Source organism: Pontibacillus yanchengensis (assembly GCF_009856295.1).
Classification (GTDB): domain Bacteria; phylum Bacillota; class Bacilli; order Bacillales; family BH030062; genus Pontibacillus; species Pontibacillus yanchengensis_A.
Genome location: NZ_WMEU01000005.1, coordinates 83,206 through 97,011, shown reverse-complemented (window position 1 = coordinate 97,011; position 13,806 = coordinate 83,206). Strand labels below are relative to the sequence as shown.

Here is a 13,806-nt window from a genome sequence, read left to right as displayed (position 1 = left end):
TTAATGTGATATATATCACGTTTTATTTACATCCATCTTGCTATTCTAAATATAGAGTTAAATTCTTTTTAAATGGAGGGATTAGGATGCAACAAACGTTCACGAAAGAATCCATCGTAGGTGATATTGTAACGAAATTCCCTAAAGCTAGTGATTTGTTCAAATCGTATCGTATCGATTTTTGTTGTGGCGGAAATCGTCCACTAATTGAAGCTATTGAAGAAAGAGAATTGTCTCCAGAGCAAGTATTAACTGATTTAAATACCCTTTACAGTGAATCAAAAGCATTACAGGATGCAGAAATTGATTGGCTCAATGCTTCCTCTCAAGAACTGATTGATCATATTATTGCCAAACATCATCGATACTTAAATGAAGAATTGCCACAACTAAGCCCTTATGTAACAAAAGTGTTGCGTGTGCATGGCACCTCTAACCCTCACTTATCTACTGTTCACACGCTATTTCATCGCTTAAAGACAGAACTTGAACAACATACCATCAAAGAAGAAACACATGACTTTCCTTTATTATTAGAACATGAGCAAAATCCAACAGAAGAAACTCGTAGGAACGTTATGAAAATAGTACAAGAATTAGAAAATGAACATTATACTGCTGGAAACCTATTAAAAAAATTACGCGAGGCTACCAATGATTACACTCCTCCCCAAGGAGCCTGTGGCACTTATCGTCTCGTTTATCAACGACTTGAAGCCATTGAGACTGACTTGCATGAACATATACATTTAGAAAATAATATACTTTTCTCCCGAGTGTGAGGGGAAGAAAAGCGCAAGCGCCCGTTTAGTGACGTATGGGCTGCGGCCTACACGATATAGGTTGGTTCGATGTTGCTGCGTGACGCAGCGGTATTAATCGAACGTCCTTAGACATCTGCGGGCCAAAATTTTATACTTTCTTTCCTATTAAAGAAGGCTTGCCGAGTGGCAAGCCTTTAGTGCAGATAAAGGTCTAGTTGGACTTATACTATCATTCTTAAAAGATGTAAGCTTTCATCTAAATGCACAAATAAAAAGGAAGGCTGTCGTAAGGAAACTCGACATTCTTCTTTTGTAGTACAAAATCTTTGCATATTATTTTTGTAAAATATTCGCAATGTTTTCCTCCATATGTGATAATAGTCCTTAAGTACTATCATCCTCTTAGGACATATGGGAGAGAACAAAACATGGGTAACCAACTCGTTTATTTACTACTAGGATCCATAATAACCGTTAGTCTTATAAATCTAATCATGTTTGTAACCCGTAGCAAATGGAAAGAAAGATTTAATGAAATCTCCCTTTCTTTCATTCTAGCTAGTTTATGTGGCTTCACGATAACTATCATCCCTACGATGGCTCTAGTAATTCAGGGAGTGATTGAGTTATCCTTAGGAAATATTCTTCCATTTTTACTCCACTGCCTTTATTCCCTAACCCTATTTTTTATAACATTTTTAATCATGGGCTTCTTCGGTAAGAAAAAAATAAATGCAGACCATTTACAAAAACGAAATGTACATATCCATTTAATATTGAGCGTTGTGGTAAGTTCTTTTATATTAGTATTTACGTATTATATAACACTCTCTCATACCCCTACACTCATACTAAAAAAAGACAATAGTTTTTACTCTCTCCTTTTATTAATTGGGACCATTTATACAACCATAAGGATATTTGAGCATATACAGATGGACCAATCATTGCTTGGCCGAGAGGTGTCATTAATAAAAAATATTTCATTATTTGCTATGATTAGCATAGCCATCTGCTCAGTCGTCTACTGCTTTATAGATGGTTTATTCCTTCATAATAGTTTTCTTATGAATACAATTGAAGCAAGTAGTGTATTACTTTTATTTTTAATTACCATCACTTATATCGAAGATCAATTTACCCATCAGCAGGAAAAATTAAAAGAAAAACATACAGAACTAAAAGTACAAGAACAACATTATCGTTCCCTTTTTGACTATAATCCTGACGCTATTTACACCTTGGACCTAAAAGGGAATTTCACTGCATTTAATCCTTCCGCCGTTCCTCTTACAGGGTATAGCTTAGAAGAATTATATAAACGTAAAATCAAAGACCTTATTGTGCCAGAAGAAATCCCTTACGTCTTAGAAAAATACGAAAACGTAAAACAAGGCAATACAGCCAATTTTGAAACGGCTATCCTTACCAAAGACCATACCATTGTGAATCTGGATATTACCGCCTTTACTATAAAAGTAGATAACAAGATTACAGGTGTATATGGTATTGCACAAGACATCACAGCAGAAAAACAAGCCCAAGAACAAATTGAGTACTTAGCTTATCATGATGAGCTAACGGGATTATTAAATCGCAGAAGGATCAAAAATGAGATGGAAAGTCTTATTGAAAAGGATGGGGAACAATTAGCGACCATAGTCATTGACGTTGATCTGTTTAAAGATATCAATGACCACCTTGGGCATACGTACGGCGATCACCTATTACAATTAGTAGCAAAGAGAATGCAGGAAGCGATTGGTGAGCGCGGTTTTATTGCACGATTAGGTGGAGATGAATTCTTAATCTGCATCCCTTCTATTGAAAATCATGAAGAGGTCAGAAACGAGATAACTTCCATTCAAGATAGTATGAAAGACATTTTTATCCTTGGAGAATATTATAAAGAAATTTCCTTAAGTATAGGTGTTTCTTTTTATCCTAAAGACGGCAAAGATTTTAATACACTTATTCGACATGCGGATATGGCTATGTATGAGGTGAAAAGGGACGGACGAGATAGCTATATGGAATATTCTCCATCCTTCGCAGAAAAGAATGTTTCCAAGATCGTTCTGTTCGAGGACCTAAAAAAGGCAATCGAAGAAAATCAATTGCTCCTTCATTTTCAACCTAAGTATGGACTAGCTCACAATCAAATCGAAGGGGTTGAGACACTTGTTCGATGGAAACATCCTGAAAAAGGAATGATTAGCCCTGGAGAATTCATCCCTCTCGCTGAAGAAAGTGATTTAATTATTCAACTAGGCAATTGGGTATTAAAAGAAGCATGTTATCAATATAAAGTTTGGGAGCAACAATCATACATTAATTTCCATCTATCCATCAACATCTCACCAAAACAGTTTCTTCACCCAGATTTCACAGATAATATCATCCAAGTGTTAGAGGAAACAGGTATGTCTCCGTTAAAGTTAGATTTAGAAATCACAGAATCACTAGCCATTGAAAATACAGAATCTACGATAGAAAAGATACAAATCTTAAAACAATACGGTATTCAAATTTCCATGGATGACTTTGGAACTGGATACACCTCCCTGAGTTACCTATCTATGTTCCCATTAGACCGTATCAAAATTGACCGTTCCTTTATTCAATATTTACCAGATAATAAAGACCACAAAGCTATCGTTCAATCGATTCTAACCGTTGCCAAAAATTTAAATATTAGAGTAACAGCAGAGGGAGTTGAAACACAAGCACAACTAGCTCTTCTCCATCAATTACAATGTGAAGAAGTACAAGGCTTCTATTTTAGCAAACCCGTTCCACCTGACTCTCTCTTAGCACATTGGAATGCCCAATTGATGAGTATGTGAGAACAAAAGCGCAAGCGCCCGGTTAGCGATGTACAAACTGCTGCCCACGGATGTGGGTTGGTCGATGTTGCTACGTGATGTAGCGATTTTAATCGAACTTCCATGTGTGATTCGATGTTAACTTATCGCACGGTGGCGAAGGAAGCATACTAGTTGCTGTGCGCTGGAGCTAGATATGTAAGAGCTAAAACCTTGTACTTTCTTTACTTGTAAAAAAAACCGCAAAATATAGAGTTTTTTTAACTTTGTATACTTTGCGGTCTTTTTAATTATTAGATTGAAGCAGCGGGATTCCAGTGTAGACTATATAATATATCCTACCTTTGAATTAATTCCTTATAATGATGAAAATCATGTAAATAATATATACAATAACTAGAAACATACCTTCAAACTTTCCAATTTTATAATTTGTTCTTGAAAAGAGCAGCAATGTTCCGGTTAATAAAATCATAATTATAATATCAATAATAATCTTACCATTAACAGCAAGTGGGTGAATGACAGCAGTAACGCCTAGTACAAATAAAATGTTAAATATATTACTCCCCACTATATTCCCTAAAGCTATTTCACTTTCTTTCTTTAATGCAGCAGTAATAGATGTTATTAATTCTGGTAACGACGTACCAATTGCTACAATTGTTAGCCCAATTAACGTTTCACTCATACCAAAGGAAAACGCAATTTCAGTGGCATTTTTCACAACTAACTCCCCACCAAAAATGATTCCAACAAGGCCACCTATTGTATAAATAATGTTCTTTTTCCATGAACTCGAATCCTTAACCTTGGTCTCCGATTTTACCTTTTCCCTACTATTCCTTGCCACTTCAAAGATATAGTATAAGAAAATCATGAAAAATAACATGATGATAAAGCCGTCGCCTCTTGTAAGAAGGTTTTCGGAAACCGTTTGAAGTAACACATCACTAATTAAAATCAGCAAAGCAACGCTTGCTAACAATGTAAAAGGTATTTCTTTCCTAATGGTTTCACTTTCTACTTTCAAGGGATAAATGAAAGCAGCCACTCCCACTACTAAAGTGATATTTAAAATATTGCTGCCCACGACATTCCCAAGAGCAACTCCAGCATTTTCTTCCAATGCGGCAATTATACTTACTGTTGCTTCAGGAGAACTTGTTCCAAATGCTACTATTGTCAAACCTATTAACAATGGAGAAACTTGAAAGGAGCGTGCAATATTGGAAGATCCATCAACAAATAAATTTGCACCTTTTATTAGTAATACAAAGCCCACAACCAAAAAGATATAAACCATTTTTGAACCTCTTTCTAATAATCTTTATACTAATATTCACTAATTTATTAAATTAAAAATGCCTACTTATTCATGCATAGTGCCTTAATCATCTTTTTAATCTATTCTCTTTCTTTTCCAATTATCACAAACTGAGATGACAAGTACAATCGTATTACCTAGAATAGGTTACACACTAGTCGCGGAGCACTAGGGCTGGACGTGGCAGTTACACACATGCAATGGATTTTAAAGTTTTCTGGATTACTAGGAAAGCTCCCTACATTCTTAACTGAGTGTTTGGGAGCTTTTTTTTATAATACTTTAGAAGCTTTATCCGAATATCGTTCTTGGAGTACTTCGATAATAGCTATGGGTGAAATACACAATATTATGTAGGCCTTTAAGCGTCTATCCCATTCAATTATATTTTCATGAATAAACAAAGTTATTTTATAGACAATAAGGAGAAAAGGATTCTGTCTATGCGAAACGAACCCATTTCCTTTCTACAGTTAGTTTTTCTGATTATGATGAGTACTGGCTTTTATAATCATGTGATCTTGAGTGCTATTATTAATGAAGGTGGCCGGGGGGCTTGGATTGGGGCTTTAATGAGCCTCATTCCTATTACAATCTTTCTTTCCATCATTTACTTCATTCAAGTGAAAACAAAAAATAAATCCATTGTTTCATATTTTGAGGTTTGTTTTGGGAAAATAGGATCCAAGTTCCTGTTACTACCGATTATCATTTACTTTCTATTACAAGCATATATCACCTTTTTTGATACGATTACTTGGACGAATGTTTCTTACCTTCCTAATACACCTGAATTGGTCTTAAGCATTAGCTCCATTTTGGTTATTGGATTATTTCTTAAAGGGGGCATTCAATCCATAACAATTATTAGTGGGATACTCTTACCTGTAGTAGTCATATTAGGCTTGTTTGTGTCATTTTCTAATATGCCTAACAAAAATTATAGTCTCTTATTCCCGCCCTTTATTAACGGATGGGATCCTATTTTGAAAAGCTTTTTTTACAGTTTGTCTGGAAGTGTAGACTTAATTATTCTGTTCTTCCTTCAAGATAAGCTAAAACAAAAAGCGTCTTATTGGAAGTATCTCATTATAGGATTGTTACTAACTAATTTATTGCTGGCTCCTATAACAGGTGGAATCGCTTTGTTCGGTCCAGAAATTAATTCTCAATTACGATATCCAGCTTATGAACAATGGAGGGTTGTAACAATCGGAAATTATATTAGTCATGTGGACTATTTAACCATTTATCAATGGTTATCAGGTGCTGTTGTTCGGATTGCCTTAATGATTATATTAATTCCTGAACTTTTTGCAATTAAGAAGGCAAAAACAAAATCCAAAGTTCACCTCGCTATTCTTATTGGATTAGTACTATCTCTCTTACTTCCAATCTCGGATATTGACTTCTATACCTTCATAAAAGAGCTATTTCTGCCTGTAATGATTATATGTATGAGCATCTACTTTTTTATTTTTGTAGCCGTCGTAACCTGGGTAAATAGGAGGCAAAAGATATGAGATTTCGCCGAAAACAGAAAAGAAAATCGGAATCATCCCATCAATCCTCTAATCAACAAATCGCCACCCTTACTGTGGAAGCCATGAGGGAATTATTTGATGGCTGCGCAGATGTGAAATTTTATGATATCGCGACTCAAGCAGGCGTTTTCACAGCGATTATGTGTGACGAATTATATAATGAGGAACAACTTTTCGATCAAATTTTAAAACCTTTACAAACCATACAAAATAATCATAATGAACTTGAAAAGGAACTTAATTACATTTTTCGTGAAAACTCACTTTCACTTCACAAGAAGGTCTATACCGAGCAAATCCTAACAGCAGTTTTCACAGGTCATGTCATAGTACTTCATGAAGAACGTTCCTCCATTTGGGAAGTGCAAGTAGTCTGCCATCCCAAAAGACAGGTAGAAGAACCTAAAACCGAAATATCCATTCGAGGTTCACGAGAAGGTTTTGTTGAAGAAGTTAGTGTGAACATGGCTCTTGTACGTAAACGTATCCCGAGTAAGACATTAAAGATGATTAAATACGAGATTGGAGAACGAACCAAAACGAAAGTGATGTTACTATACTTAGAAGATGTCACGAATAGTGAAACAGTAGAAGAAGCCAAGTCTCGACTAGAAAAGTTAAAGGTGGATGGGTTAGTAAGTAATCTTCAGCTAGAAGAATTGATTGTTGATACAAAGAAACCACTTTTTCCATTATTTGTATACACCGGCCGACCTGACTTTGTGGTGGATAGCCTGCTGCATGGTCGCTTTGCTATTCTCATGGATGGTGCTCCTACGGCGTTGATAGCTCCTGTTAACTTATTATTTGTATTAAAAACAGCAGAAGATAATGAGGTTTCTTCCATTTTTGTTGCTTTTGAGCGTTTATTACGTTATATGGCCTTATATTTCGCCTTATTTTTACCTGCCTTCTGGATTGCCCTTCTTAGTTATCATCCAGACCAGCTTCCATTTACTTTATTAGCAACAGCTGCTCTTTCAAGGGAAGGGGTCCCTTTACCTGCTCCATTAGAATGTTTTTTCATGCTATTACTTTTTGAAATTTTTCGAGAAGCTGGGGTCAGATTACCCATGGCTGTAGGACAGATATTATCCGTTGTAGGGGGAATCATTATCGGCCAGGCAGCCATTGCTGCAGGCTTTACTGCGCCTGGCATACTTGTTGTGAATGCTGTAGCACTTGTTTCCACATTCACATTAATCAACCAGTCTCTTACTAGTCTGGTAGGAATATTACGACTCATTATCCTATTGATTACCTCTTTCCTTGGAATGTTCGGTTTTTTCCTATGTATATTTGCCGTCATTGGTTATCTTGCGAATTTACGTTCTTTTGGTGTTCCATATCTAGCCCCGTTATCACCAACACGACCTAAAGAGATTCCTCAAGCATTATGGAACCCAAGAGATGTTGTTCAGAATCGACCAAAAATGTTGAAAACACCAGATAAAACAAGACAAGGGAGGAAGAAAAAATGAAACGATTGATTCTTCCTTGTTTATGTATTGTCATGCTTCTTTCAGGTTGCTGGGATCTCAAAGAATTAGAACATGATATCTATATTACAGCTTTAGGCATAGATTTCAAAGATGATCAAATGCATGTGTATATCAAAACACTCCCCCTTCATAATATCGGTAAAACGGAAGGCGGGGGTGGTGACTCAGAAGAAGCTCCTGTATTTATTGGGCATGGAATTGGGGATTCATTTGATAGCGCGAGTGATAATATTTATTTTACGTCCCAACACCGTGTATCATGGTCCCACATTGAACATATCATCTTTTCCACCAAGGCCCTTGAGAAAAAGGGATTGGTGGAAGATGTGATGGATGTATTAAACAGATATGCTGAAACACGTAGTGCCACCTGGATGTATGGTACTACAACCGATCTCGCAGAATTGTTTCAGGGAAAGCCTATTTTAGATTTATCCCCATATTACTCTAAGGAAAATAACCCTTTAAATGTTTATAAACAATTTTCTTTTGTAAGACCAAAAACAATACGGGAATTTTTAATTGAGAAGTATGAACCAGGAAATATGGTGGTCTTCCCTATCATTGATTTAAATACAATTCAATGGCAAAGAGATAGCAATCCTCATCCAATACAGGAATGGTCTGGGTTAGCAGTTATGGATTTTAACTCATTAAAGGGCACCTTTACACTTGATGAAATGAAGGGAATCCGATGGATGCAACCATCCACTCAGAGATCAACTGTTTTTTTGAAAACAGATGGATCTCCATATCTTTCATTTGTAGCTAATGATCCTAAAGTTGACATTACACCTGAGCTAAACGGTGGCATCCCACACTTTACAATAAAGGTTACTCTTACAGGAATGATAATTGAGAATCCTAAAAATATACCCGTTGAAAAGGTCAAAGAGAAAGCAGAAAAAGCCATTGAAGGTGAGATTCGTTCTACTTATATGAAAGCTGTAGAGAAGCAAGCAGACATTTACCATCTAGGGTATAAACTATTTAAAAAGTTTCCAAAAGAATTTAAAGAACAAAATCTGGGTGAACAAGATTGGCTTACAGAAAACACAATTGAGTCACTCAATGTAGAAGTAACGATTCAAACAGGTGGTAAAGTGAAGCTAGGACGAACCAAATTTAAAGAACAAATGGACTAATGTCGAAGCAGTCCATTTGTTCTTTCTTATACGAGAAGAACCTACAGTATGTACCTTTTCTAGTTACTCCTCCAAAGCTACGTTGATCTTCTTCACCGCTAACATTTCATACTTGCTTTACGTGGAACAGAAGCTCGGGGCGCCCGCTTAGCGATGTACAAACTGCTGCTCACAGTACATGGGTGACGCAGCGTTTATAGTACGCTATACATCAAAAAAGCAGGAGCTCCCTAGGCTTCCTGCTTTTCTTATGATGGAGCATAGAAAAGGTACCCAAAATTATTTCAAATGCCTTTCCTAATTTATTTTATCTTTCCAACTTCTGTCCTTCATACGATTCAATTTGAAGTGGCGCTGTTAAGAACTGCGGAGCTTTTTCAACAAAAGCTGTAAAATGACTGCTGTTACCATGTCGCTCAACAGATTCTTGGTCTTCCCACACTTCGACCATCGTGTACGTGTTTTCCTTTTCGATATCTTTCATAAGATTATACGATATATTCCCCTCTTCTACTCTTGATTTCTCAATAAGGGAACGAATTTCTTCTAAGAATTCTTGTTCTTTTGTTGGATCGATTTGAAAATGTGCATGCGTGATGATCATTGTCATTCCTCTTTTCTAATGGTTTATTTCCACTCTGTAACCGTATCAACTGGTAAGCGTACGGATTCATAACCGTCTTCTGCTGCTTTTCCAATAGAAAGTAACATAATAGGGTGGTAACGTTCTTTATCCAAATCGAGGGCTTCTGCGATTTTGTCCTTCTCGAAACCACCAATTGGGTTGGTATCATAACCATGTGCACGAGCTGCTAGCATAAATTGCATAGACACCAAACCAGCGTCAATGACATTCATTTCACGGTACTGCTCTTCTGTTAATTGCTCAATCAGACCTTGAATGGCAGGTACTTGACGGTCCCTTACTTCAGCAGGCATTTTACCCTCATCAACTGCTTGGTTGTAGATTGTTTCTAGATATTCTGTACTGTTCATATCAACAAAAACTGCCACCATGGCAGCGGACGTTTCTACTTGTGTCTGGTTAAACATCGCTAATGGTTTAAGCGTCTCTTTCCCTTCTTCGCTATCAATAACTACGAAACGCCATGGCTGTAAATTTACTGAAGATGGAGCAAGTGTTGCCTCGCTTAGAATTTCTTCCATTTCTTCCCTACTTATTTTTACGGAAGGGTCATAGTTCCGAATCGAACGACGACCCGTGATGATGTGATTAAAATCGTTTACTGTAGCTTGTGTCATGTTGCATTCCCCTTTTTATGAATATTAGTTTTCTATCTTATTTACATTGTATTGAACTTTGCTTAATAACTCGGTCAAAACCGTACGTTCTTCTTCCGTGAATCCGTCAAAGACTTTAGAAATAAAATCTTCTTTTTCCTTGCAATACCACTCGATCTTCTTCCGGCCTTCACCTGTTAACTTAACAAACGTAATCCGGTTATCTTCAGAGCTTTTCCGACGGGAAACAATCCCTTTTTCTTCGAGTTGCTTCAAGTGCCTTGTCACAGCGGCACTATCTATATGAACCTGTTGCTTTAGCGCGGTCTGATTGATTTCGTCTACTTCCATCAACTTATGCAAAAGCTCTAATCGAGACTGACTAATACCAGTACAGCGCTCAAACTTAGGGCTCATTTGCTTATAAATATCATTTAGTTGAAGAATAATCTTCTGTTGTTCTTGATAGGAATTAGTCAATGAATTCCCTCCTTGTCAATTAATTGATGCATCAATTTTTGACCCATCAACTAATATAATACGCTTAGATATATAAGTCAAAGATTTGATTTTGAAATGGAGAGAAACCATATAGAAGCCTTTATTGCCAATCGCTTCTTCAGAATAAAATATTTAACCACTTCCCATACTAAAACAGATAACAAGGAGGTATTCATATGGCAAAGAAAACGAAGAAAAACGACGCAGAGCAAAAACATAAAAAAGGCTTCGATCCGAAGAAAGCAGATACAGAGTTTGGTGAAGAATTCGGAAGTGCAGCTGCTAATAAAGCCCACAAAGAAAAAGCAAAAAAAGCCCGCAAATCTCAACAGCCAGAGCAGAACAACTAAACATATAACGGGATTTCTCTTTTATAGGGGAATCCTTTATTTATGATTAAAAAAGTGTGCATATCATAAAAATACCCGTCACCCTTGAGATTGTCGCCTCAGTCTTTGACAGGTACTCGATAAAGAAAGGCACTGGATCTAGACATGCAAGAGCCACCACCTTTTACTTGCTTAGATTATAAATGTTTTTTCTCTTCAAAAGCGTGAACTTTATCGAGCTGAAATACAACTGATTTTTTGGTATTTAAATAGACGTATGTCGCACCAACGAAAAAGCCCCCACCAACGACATTTCCTAAGGTAACCGGAACAATATTATGAACAAATCCCTCCATACTAACCATTGCTGTATGTGGGGAGGACAGTGCTATAGAGAACAATCCAATATTAGCAATGCTGTGCTCATAGCCAGAAATAAAGAAGGTAAATACAATTAATATCATCAGCATAATTTTAGAAACATCATCTTTCACATGCAAAGGAATCCAAATAGCTAAGCAAACGAGCCAATTCGCTAAAATGGCGCGTGTAAACAACATGGAGGTTGGTAGGTTCATCTTTTTTTCAGCAATACTGATGAGGAATGAGTCCTCAGGAACAATGGATTGAAAGAGACCAGTAAAATAAATCATTCCTGCAAAAAATAGTAACCCAATTACATTTCCAGCATAACAATAGGTCCACACTTTTAACGTATCGAACCAACTCGTCTCTTTAGTAAGAGAAGAAACTGTCATATATAGTGTGTTCGAGGTAAATAGTTCAGAGTCACCATACACAATCAAGCAAAAGGCAACTCCAAAGAATATGGCATTTATGAAATAAGTCGATGCCGCATGCTGCTCAAAAAATGGCTGAGCCAATGTAAAAGACAACACCACCGCAAAACCTATATAGACTCCGGCTAATGCCGCACGCACTATATATTGTTGAGGTGTTTCATCCAACATAATCTTTTTTCGCTTGGCCGCATGTATCACTTTATTGATTGCTTCTTGTTCCAATCGGACCACCGCCCATTTTAATATTGTGAAACATTTCACATTTAAGTGTAGCTCTATATGTTTCTACAAGCAATGAATGTAACAAAATGTCCATATATAGAATTTGAAAGCGTTACCCCGGAAATTTCAGATTGATTTATCTACCATTTCATGCTTTAAAAAACATTATATAGCTCCTTTCCTTTAGAAAGAGCCCTTTTCTACTAATTTCAATTAATAGATATAATGTGGACCATAATCCTCTAAGATAGATTCGACCATATGTTAAAATAAAAGAATCATGAAGCGAATATATTAACCTAAGCAGCATAGGAGTGGACGATTGATGGACAAAAAAGATATTGCCGGCATTCGCAAGCAAATGAAAGTGGACCATGATTTAATGAAGATATCTGACATCTTTAATGTATATATTATGAAAGAAACGACTGAGATTTTTCACCATCAAAGTCAGCCCTTTGAAATGCTCGACAGAGATCAACAAGAGCTATTTATGAATAATTTTAAAAAGGTTCTGACTGGTCAATTAGATGAGAAACTATTTGAACTAAAATTTCAACGTGAAGCCGAAAACCACACACAACTTATTTTACATAAAGGGCTTCTAAGCAGCGATGTCGAGGATTGGAAGCAACAAATGCTTCACATGACCGAAAAAATGATCCAGGACCAGCCTTATGAAAAGGATGTTGTTATCACCTTCATCCGAGCCGAATATTTAAAGCCAACGAAACGTAGGAACGAAGAAGCAGAGGAAAGTGAACGAGACACCGTTTATTCCCATCCCTTTATTCTTTGTAGCGTTAATAAAACGCAGGAACCTAAAAAAGAATGGCTTTTTGATTATGTAGAGAAAGAGTTCAAGTACAACATCGATGTGGATCCGGTCATTGACCTGAACACCCCAATGGGAGGCTTTCTTTTTCCTACCTTCACAAATCATACTGCAGATGTGAATCACATTCTTTACGCAGCAGGTAAAGCACATGAACCTGACCCACATTTCATCGAAGAAGTATTAAACGGTGAAGAACCGATGACAGCGAAAGAGGACAAAGCGGTATTTGAGGAAGTTATTAGAGGTGTAGTAGGAGATGAGCTCAATCCTTCAACCCTTGCCAATGTCTATGGAGAAATCAACCGTGTCGTCGAAGAAAATGAAGAAGATGAAGCTCCCACACTTGGCTATAGAGATGTGGAGCGTGTCTTAACGGAAAGCGGTGAGACTGTCGATTCGGAAAAAGTGAAAAGTGCTTTTCAAACCGTTACTGACAATGAATCTTACGAACTAAAAGCAAGCAACATTGTCCCTAAATACAATTCCAAATCAATAAAAATCAACACAAAAGTAGCCAACATCTCGATAAGCCCACAAGACTTGCAGTTCGTAAAACAAGTCAACTACAAAGGGAAACGCTGTATTATGATTGAAGTGGATGAAGATGCCGAGATTGATGGGTTTAAGATGTTACCAGAAGCTTTTGGGGATGAGTGACATAAGAAAGTTTAGCGACATACAAACTGCTCCCCATAGGATATGGGGTGGTTTGTGGTTGTTGCGTGAAGCACCTTTAATCCTACATAAAAAGAGCGCTCTCCCAC

Annotated in this window: 12 protein-coding genes; 7 read left to right on the top strand and 5 right to left on the bottom strand. The window is 36.8% G+C overall.

Annotated elements, in window-relative coordinates; translation table 11 throughout:
* Positions 1-86: 86 nt before the first annotated feature.
* Both ric and GLW08_RS15180 read left to right on the top strand, forming a co-directional pair.
* On the top strand, positions 87-782 hold the full coding sequence (ric, locus tag GLW08_RS15185) for an iron-sulfur cluster repair di-iron protein (RefSeq protein WP_160849500.1): 696 nt from the start codon (positions 87-89) through the stop codon (positions 780-782).
* A gap of 410 nt (positions 783-1,192) precedes the next feature.
* Positions 1,193-3,610 carry an EAL domain-containing protein gene (locus GLW08_RS15180; RefSeq protein WP_160849499.1) on the top strand — a complete coding sequence of 806 codons (2,418 nt, stop codon included), beginning with the start codon at positions 1,193-1,195 and terminating at the stop codon, positions 3,608-3,610.
* Between the two features lie 328 nt (positions 3,611-3,938).
* On the opposite strand, the gene GLW08_RS15175 is transcribed toward GLW08_RS15180, so the two are convergent.
* Positions 3,939-4,895 (bottom strand): calcium/sodium antiporter, encoded by a 957-nt coding sequence (locus GLW08_RS15175; protein ID WP_160849498.1) that lies wholly within the window; start codon positions 4,893-4,895, stop codon positions 3,939-3,941.
* Positions 4,896-5,359: 464 nt separating this feature from the next.
* On the opposite strand from GLW08_RS15175, the gene GLW08_RS15170 reads away from it, so the two are divergent.
* The 3 genes from GLW08_RS15170 to GLW08_RS15160 are packed head-to-tail and all read left to right on the top strand — an operon-like array spanning position 5,360 to position 9,107.
* Positions 5,360-6,439 carry an endospore germination permease gene (locus GLW08_RS15170; RefSeq protein WP_160849497.1) on the top strand — a complete coding sequence of 360 codons (1,080 nt, stop codon included), beginning with the start codon at positions 5,360-5,362 and terminating at the stop codon, positions 6,437-6,439.
* A complete protein-coding gene (locus GLW08_RS15165; protein WP_160849496.1) occupies positions 6,436-7,941 on the top strand; it encodes a spore germination protein in 1,506 nt (501 codons plus the stop codon). The genes GLW08_RS15170 and GLW08_RS15165 overlap by 4 nt, the downstream gene beginning before the upstream one ends.
* Positions 7,938-9,107, top strand: a complete 1,170-nt coding sequence (locus GLW08_RS15160; protein ID WP_160849495.1) for a Ger(x)C family spore germination protein — start codon at positions 7,938-7,940, stop codon at positions 9,105-9,107. The genes GLW08_RS15165 and GLW08_RS15160 overlap by 4 nt, the downstream gene beginning before the upstream one ends.
* Positions 9,108-9,414: 307 nt before the next feature.
* Here GLW08_RS15160 and GLW08_RS15155 read toward each other — a convergent pair whose 3' ends face one another.
* Genes GLW08_RS15155 through GLW08_RS15145 form a run of 3 tightly spaced genes read right to left on the bottom strand, consistent with a single transcriptional unit; the run spans position 9,415 to position 10,829 of the window.
* On the bottom strand, positions 9,415-9,711 hold the full coding sequence (locus GLW08_RS15155) for a putative quinol monooxygenase (RefSeq protein ID WP_160849494.1): 297 nt from the start codon (positions 9,709-9,711) through the stop codon (positions 9,415-9,417).
* A gap of 23 nt (positions 9,712-9,734) precedes the next feature.
* Positions 9,735-10,370 (bottom strand): nitroreductase family protein, encoded by a 636-nt coding sequence (locus GLW08_RS15150; protein ID WP_160849493.1) that lies wholly within the window; start codon positions 10,368-10,370, stop codon positions 9,735-9,737.
* Positions 10,371-10,394: 24 nt separating this feature from the next.
* Positions 10,395-10,829 (bottom strand): MarR family winged helix-turn-helix transcriptional regulator, encoded by a 435-nt coding sequence (locus tag GLW08_RS15145; RefSeq protein ID WP_237458467.1) that lies wholly within the window; start codon positions 10,827-10,829, stop codon positions 10,395-10,397.
* Between the two features lie 197 nt (positions 10,830-11,026).
* Between GLW08_RS15145 and GLW08_RS21675 the strand changes: the two genes are divergently transcribed.
* Complete coding sequence (locus GLW08_RS21675) at positions 11,027-11,200, top strand: hypothetical protein (RefSeq protein WP_202406362.1); 174 nt, start codon at positions 11,027-11,029, stop codon at positions 11,198-11,200.
* Between the two features lie 176 nt (positions 11,201-11,376).
* Here the strand turns inward: GLW08_RS21675 and GLW08_RS15140 are convergent, their stop codons facing one another.
* Positions 11,377-12,204 (bottom strand): formate/nitrite transporter family protein, encoded by an 828-nt coding sequence (locus GLW08_RS15140; RefSeq protein WP_160849492.1) that lies wholly within the window; start codon positions 12,202-12,204, stop codon positions 11,377-11,379.
* Between the two features lie 325 nt (positions 12,205-12,529).
* Here GLW08_RS15140 and GLW08_RS15135 point away from each other — a divergent pair, with 325 nt between their 5' ends.
* Positions 12,530-13,699, top strand: a complete 1,170-nt coding sequence (locus GLW08_RS15135) for a DUF4317 domain-containing protein (protein WP_160849491.1) — start codon at positions 12,530-12,532, stop codon at positions 13,697-13,699.
* Positions 13,700-13,806 lie beyond the last annotated feature (107 nt).

Excerpts from the sequence above, each read along its gene's own strand:
- GLW08_RS21675 (WP_202406362.1), top strand. The coding sequence starts at position 11,027 with ATGGCAAAGAAAACGAAGAAAAACGACGCAGAGCAAAAACATAAAAAA.
- GLW08_RS15150 (WP_160849493.1), bottom strand. The coding sequence starts at position 10,370 with ATGACACAAGCTACAGTAAACGATTTTAATCACATCATCACGGGTCGT.
- GLW08_RS15135 (WP_160849491.1), top strand. The coding sequence starts at position 12,530 with ATGGACAAAAAAGATATTGCCGGCATTCGCAAGCAAATGAAAGTGGAC.
- GLW08_RS15170 (WP_160849497.1), top strand. The coding sequence starts at position 5,360 with ATGCGAAACGAACCCATTTCCTTTCTACAGTTAGTTTTTCTGATTATG.
- GLW08_RS15165 (WP_160849496.1), top strand. The coding sequence starts at position 6,436 with ATGAGATTTCGCCGAAAACAGAAAAGAAAATCGGAATCATCCCATCAA.
- GLW08_RS15180 (WP_160849499.1), top strand. The coding sequence starts at position 1,193 with ATGGGTAACCAACTCGTTTATTTACTACTAGGATCCATAATAACCGTT.
- GLW08_RS15155 (WP_160849494.1), bottom strand. The coding sequence starts at position 9,711 with ATGATCATCACGCATGCACATTTTCAAATCGATCCAACAAAAGAACAA.
- ric (WP_160849500.1), top strand. The coding sequence starts at position 87 with ATGCAACAAACGTTCACGAAAGAATCCATCGTAGGTGATATTGTAACG.
- GLW08_RS15160 (WP_160849495.1), top strand. The coding sequence starts at position 7,938 with ATGAAACGATTGATTCTTCCTTGTTTATGTATTGTCATGCTTCTTTCA.
- GLW08_RS15175 (WP_160849498.1), bottom strand. The coding sequence starts at position 4,895 with ATGGTTTATATCTTTTTGGTTGTGGGCTTTGTATTACTAATAAAAGGT.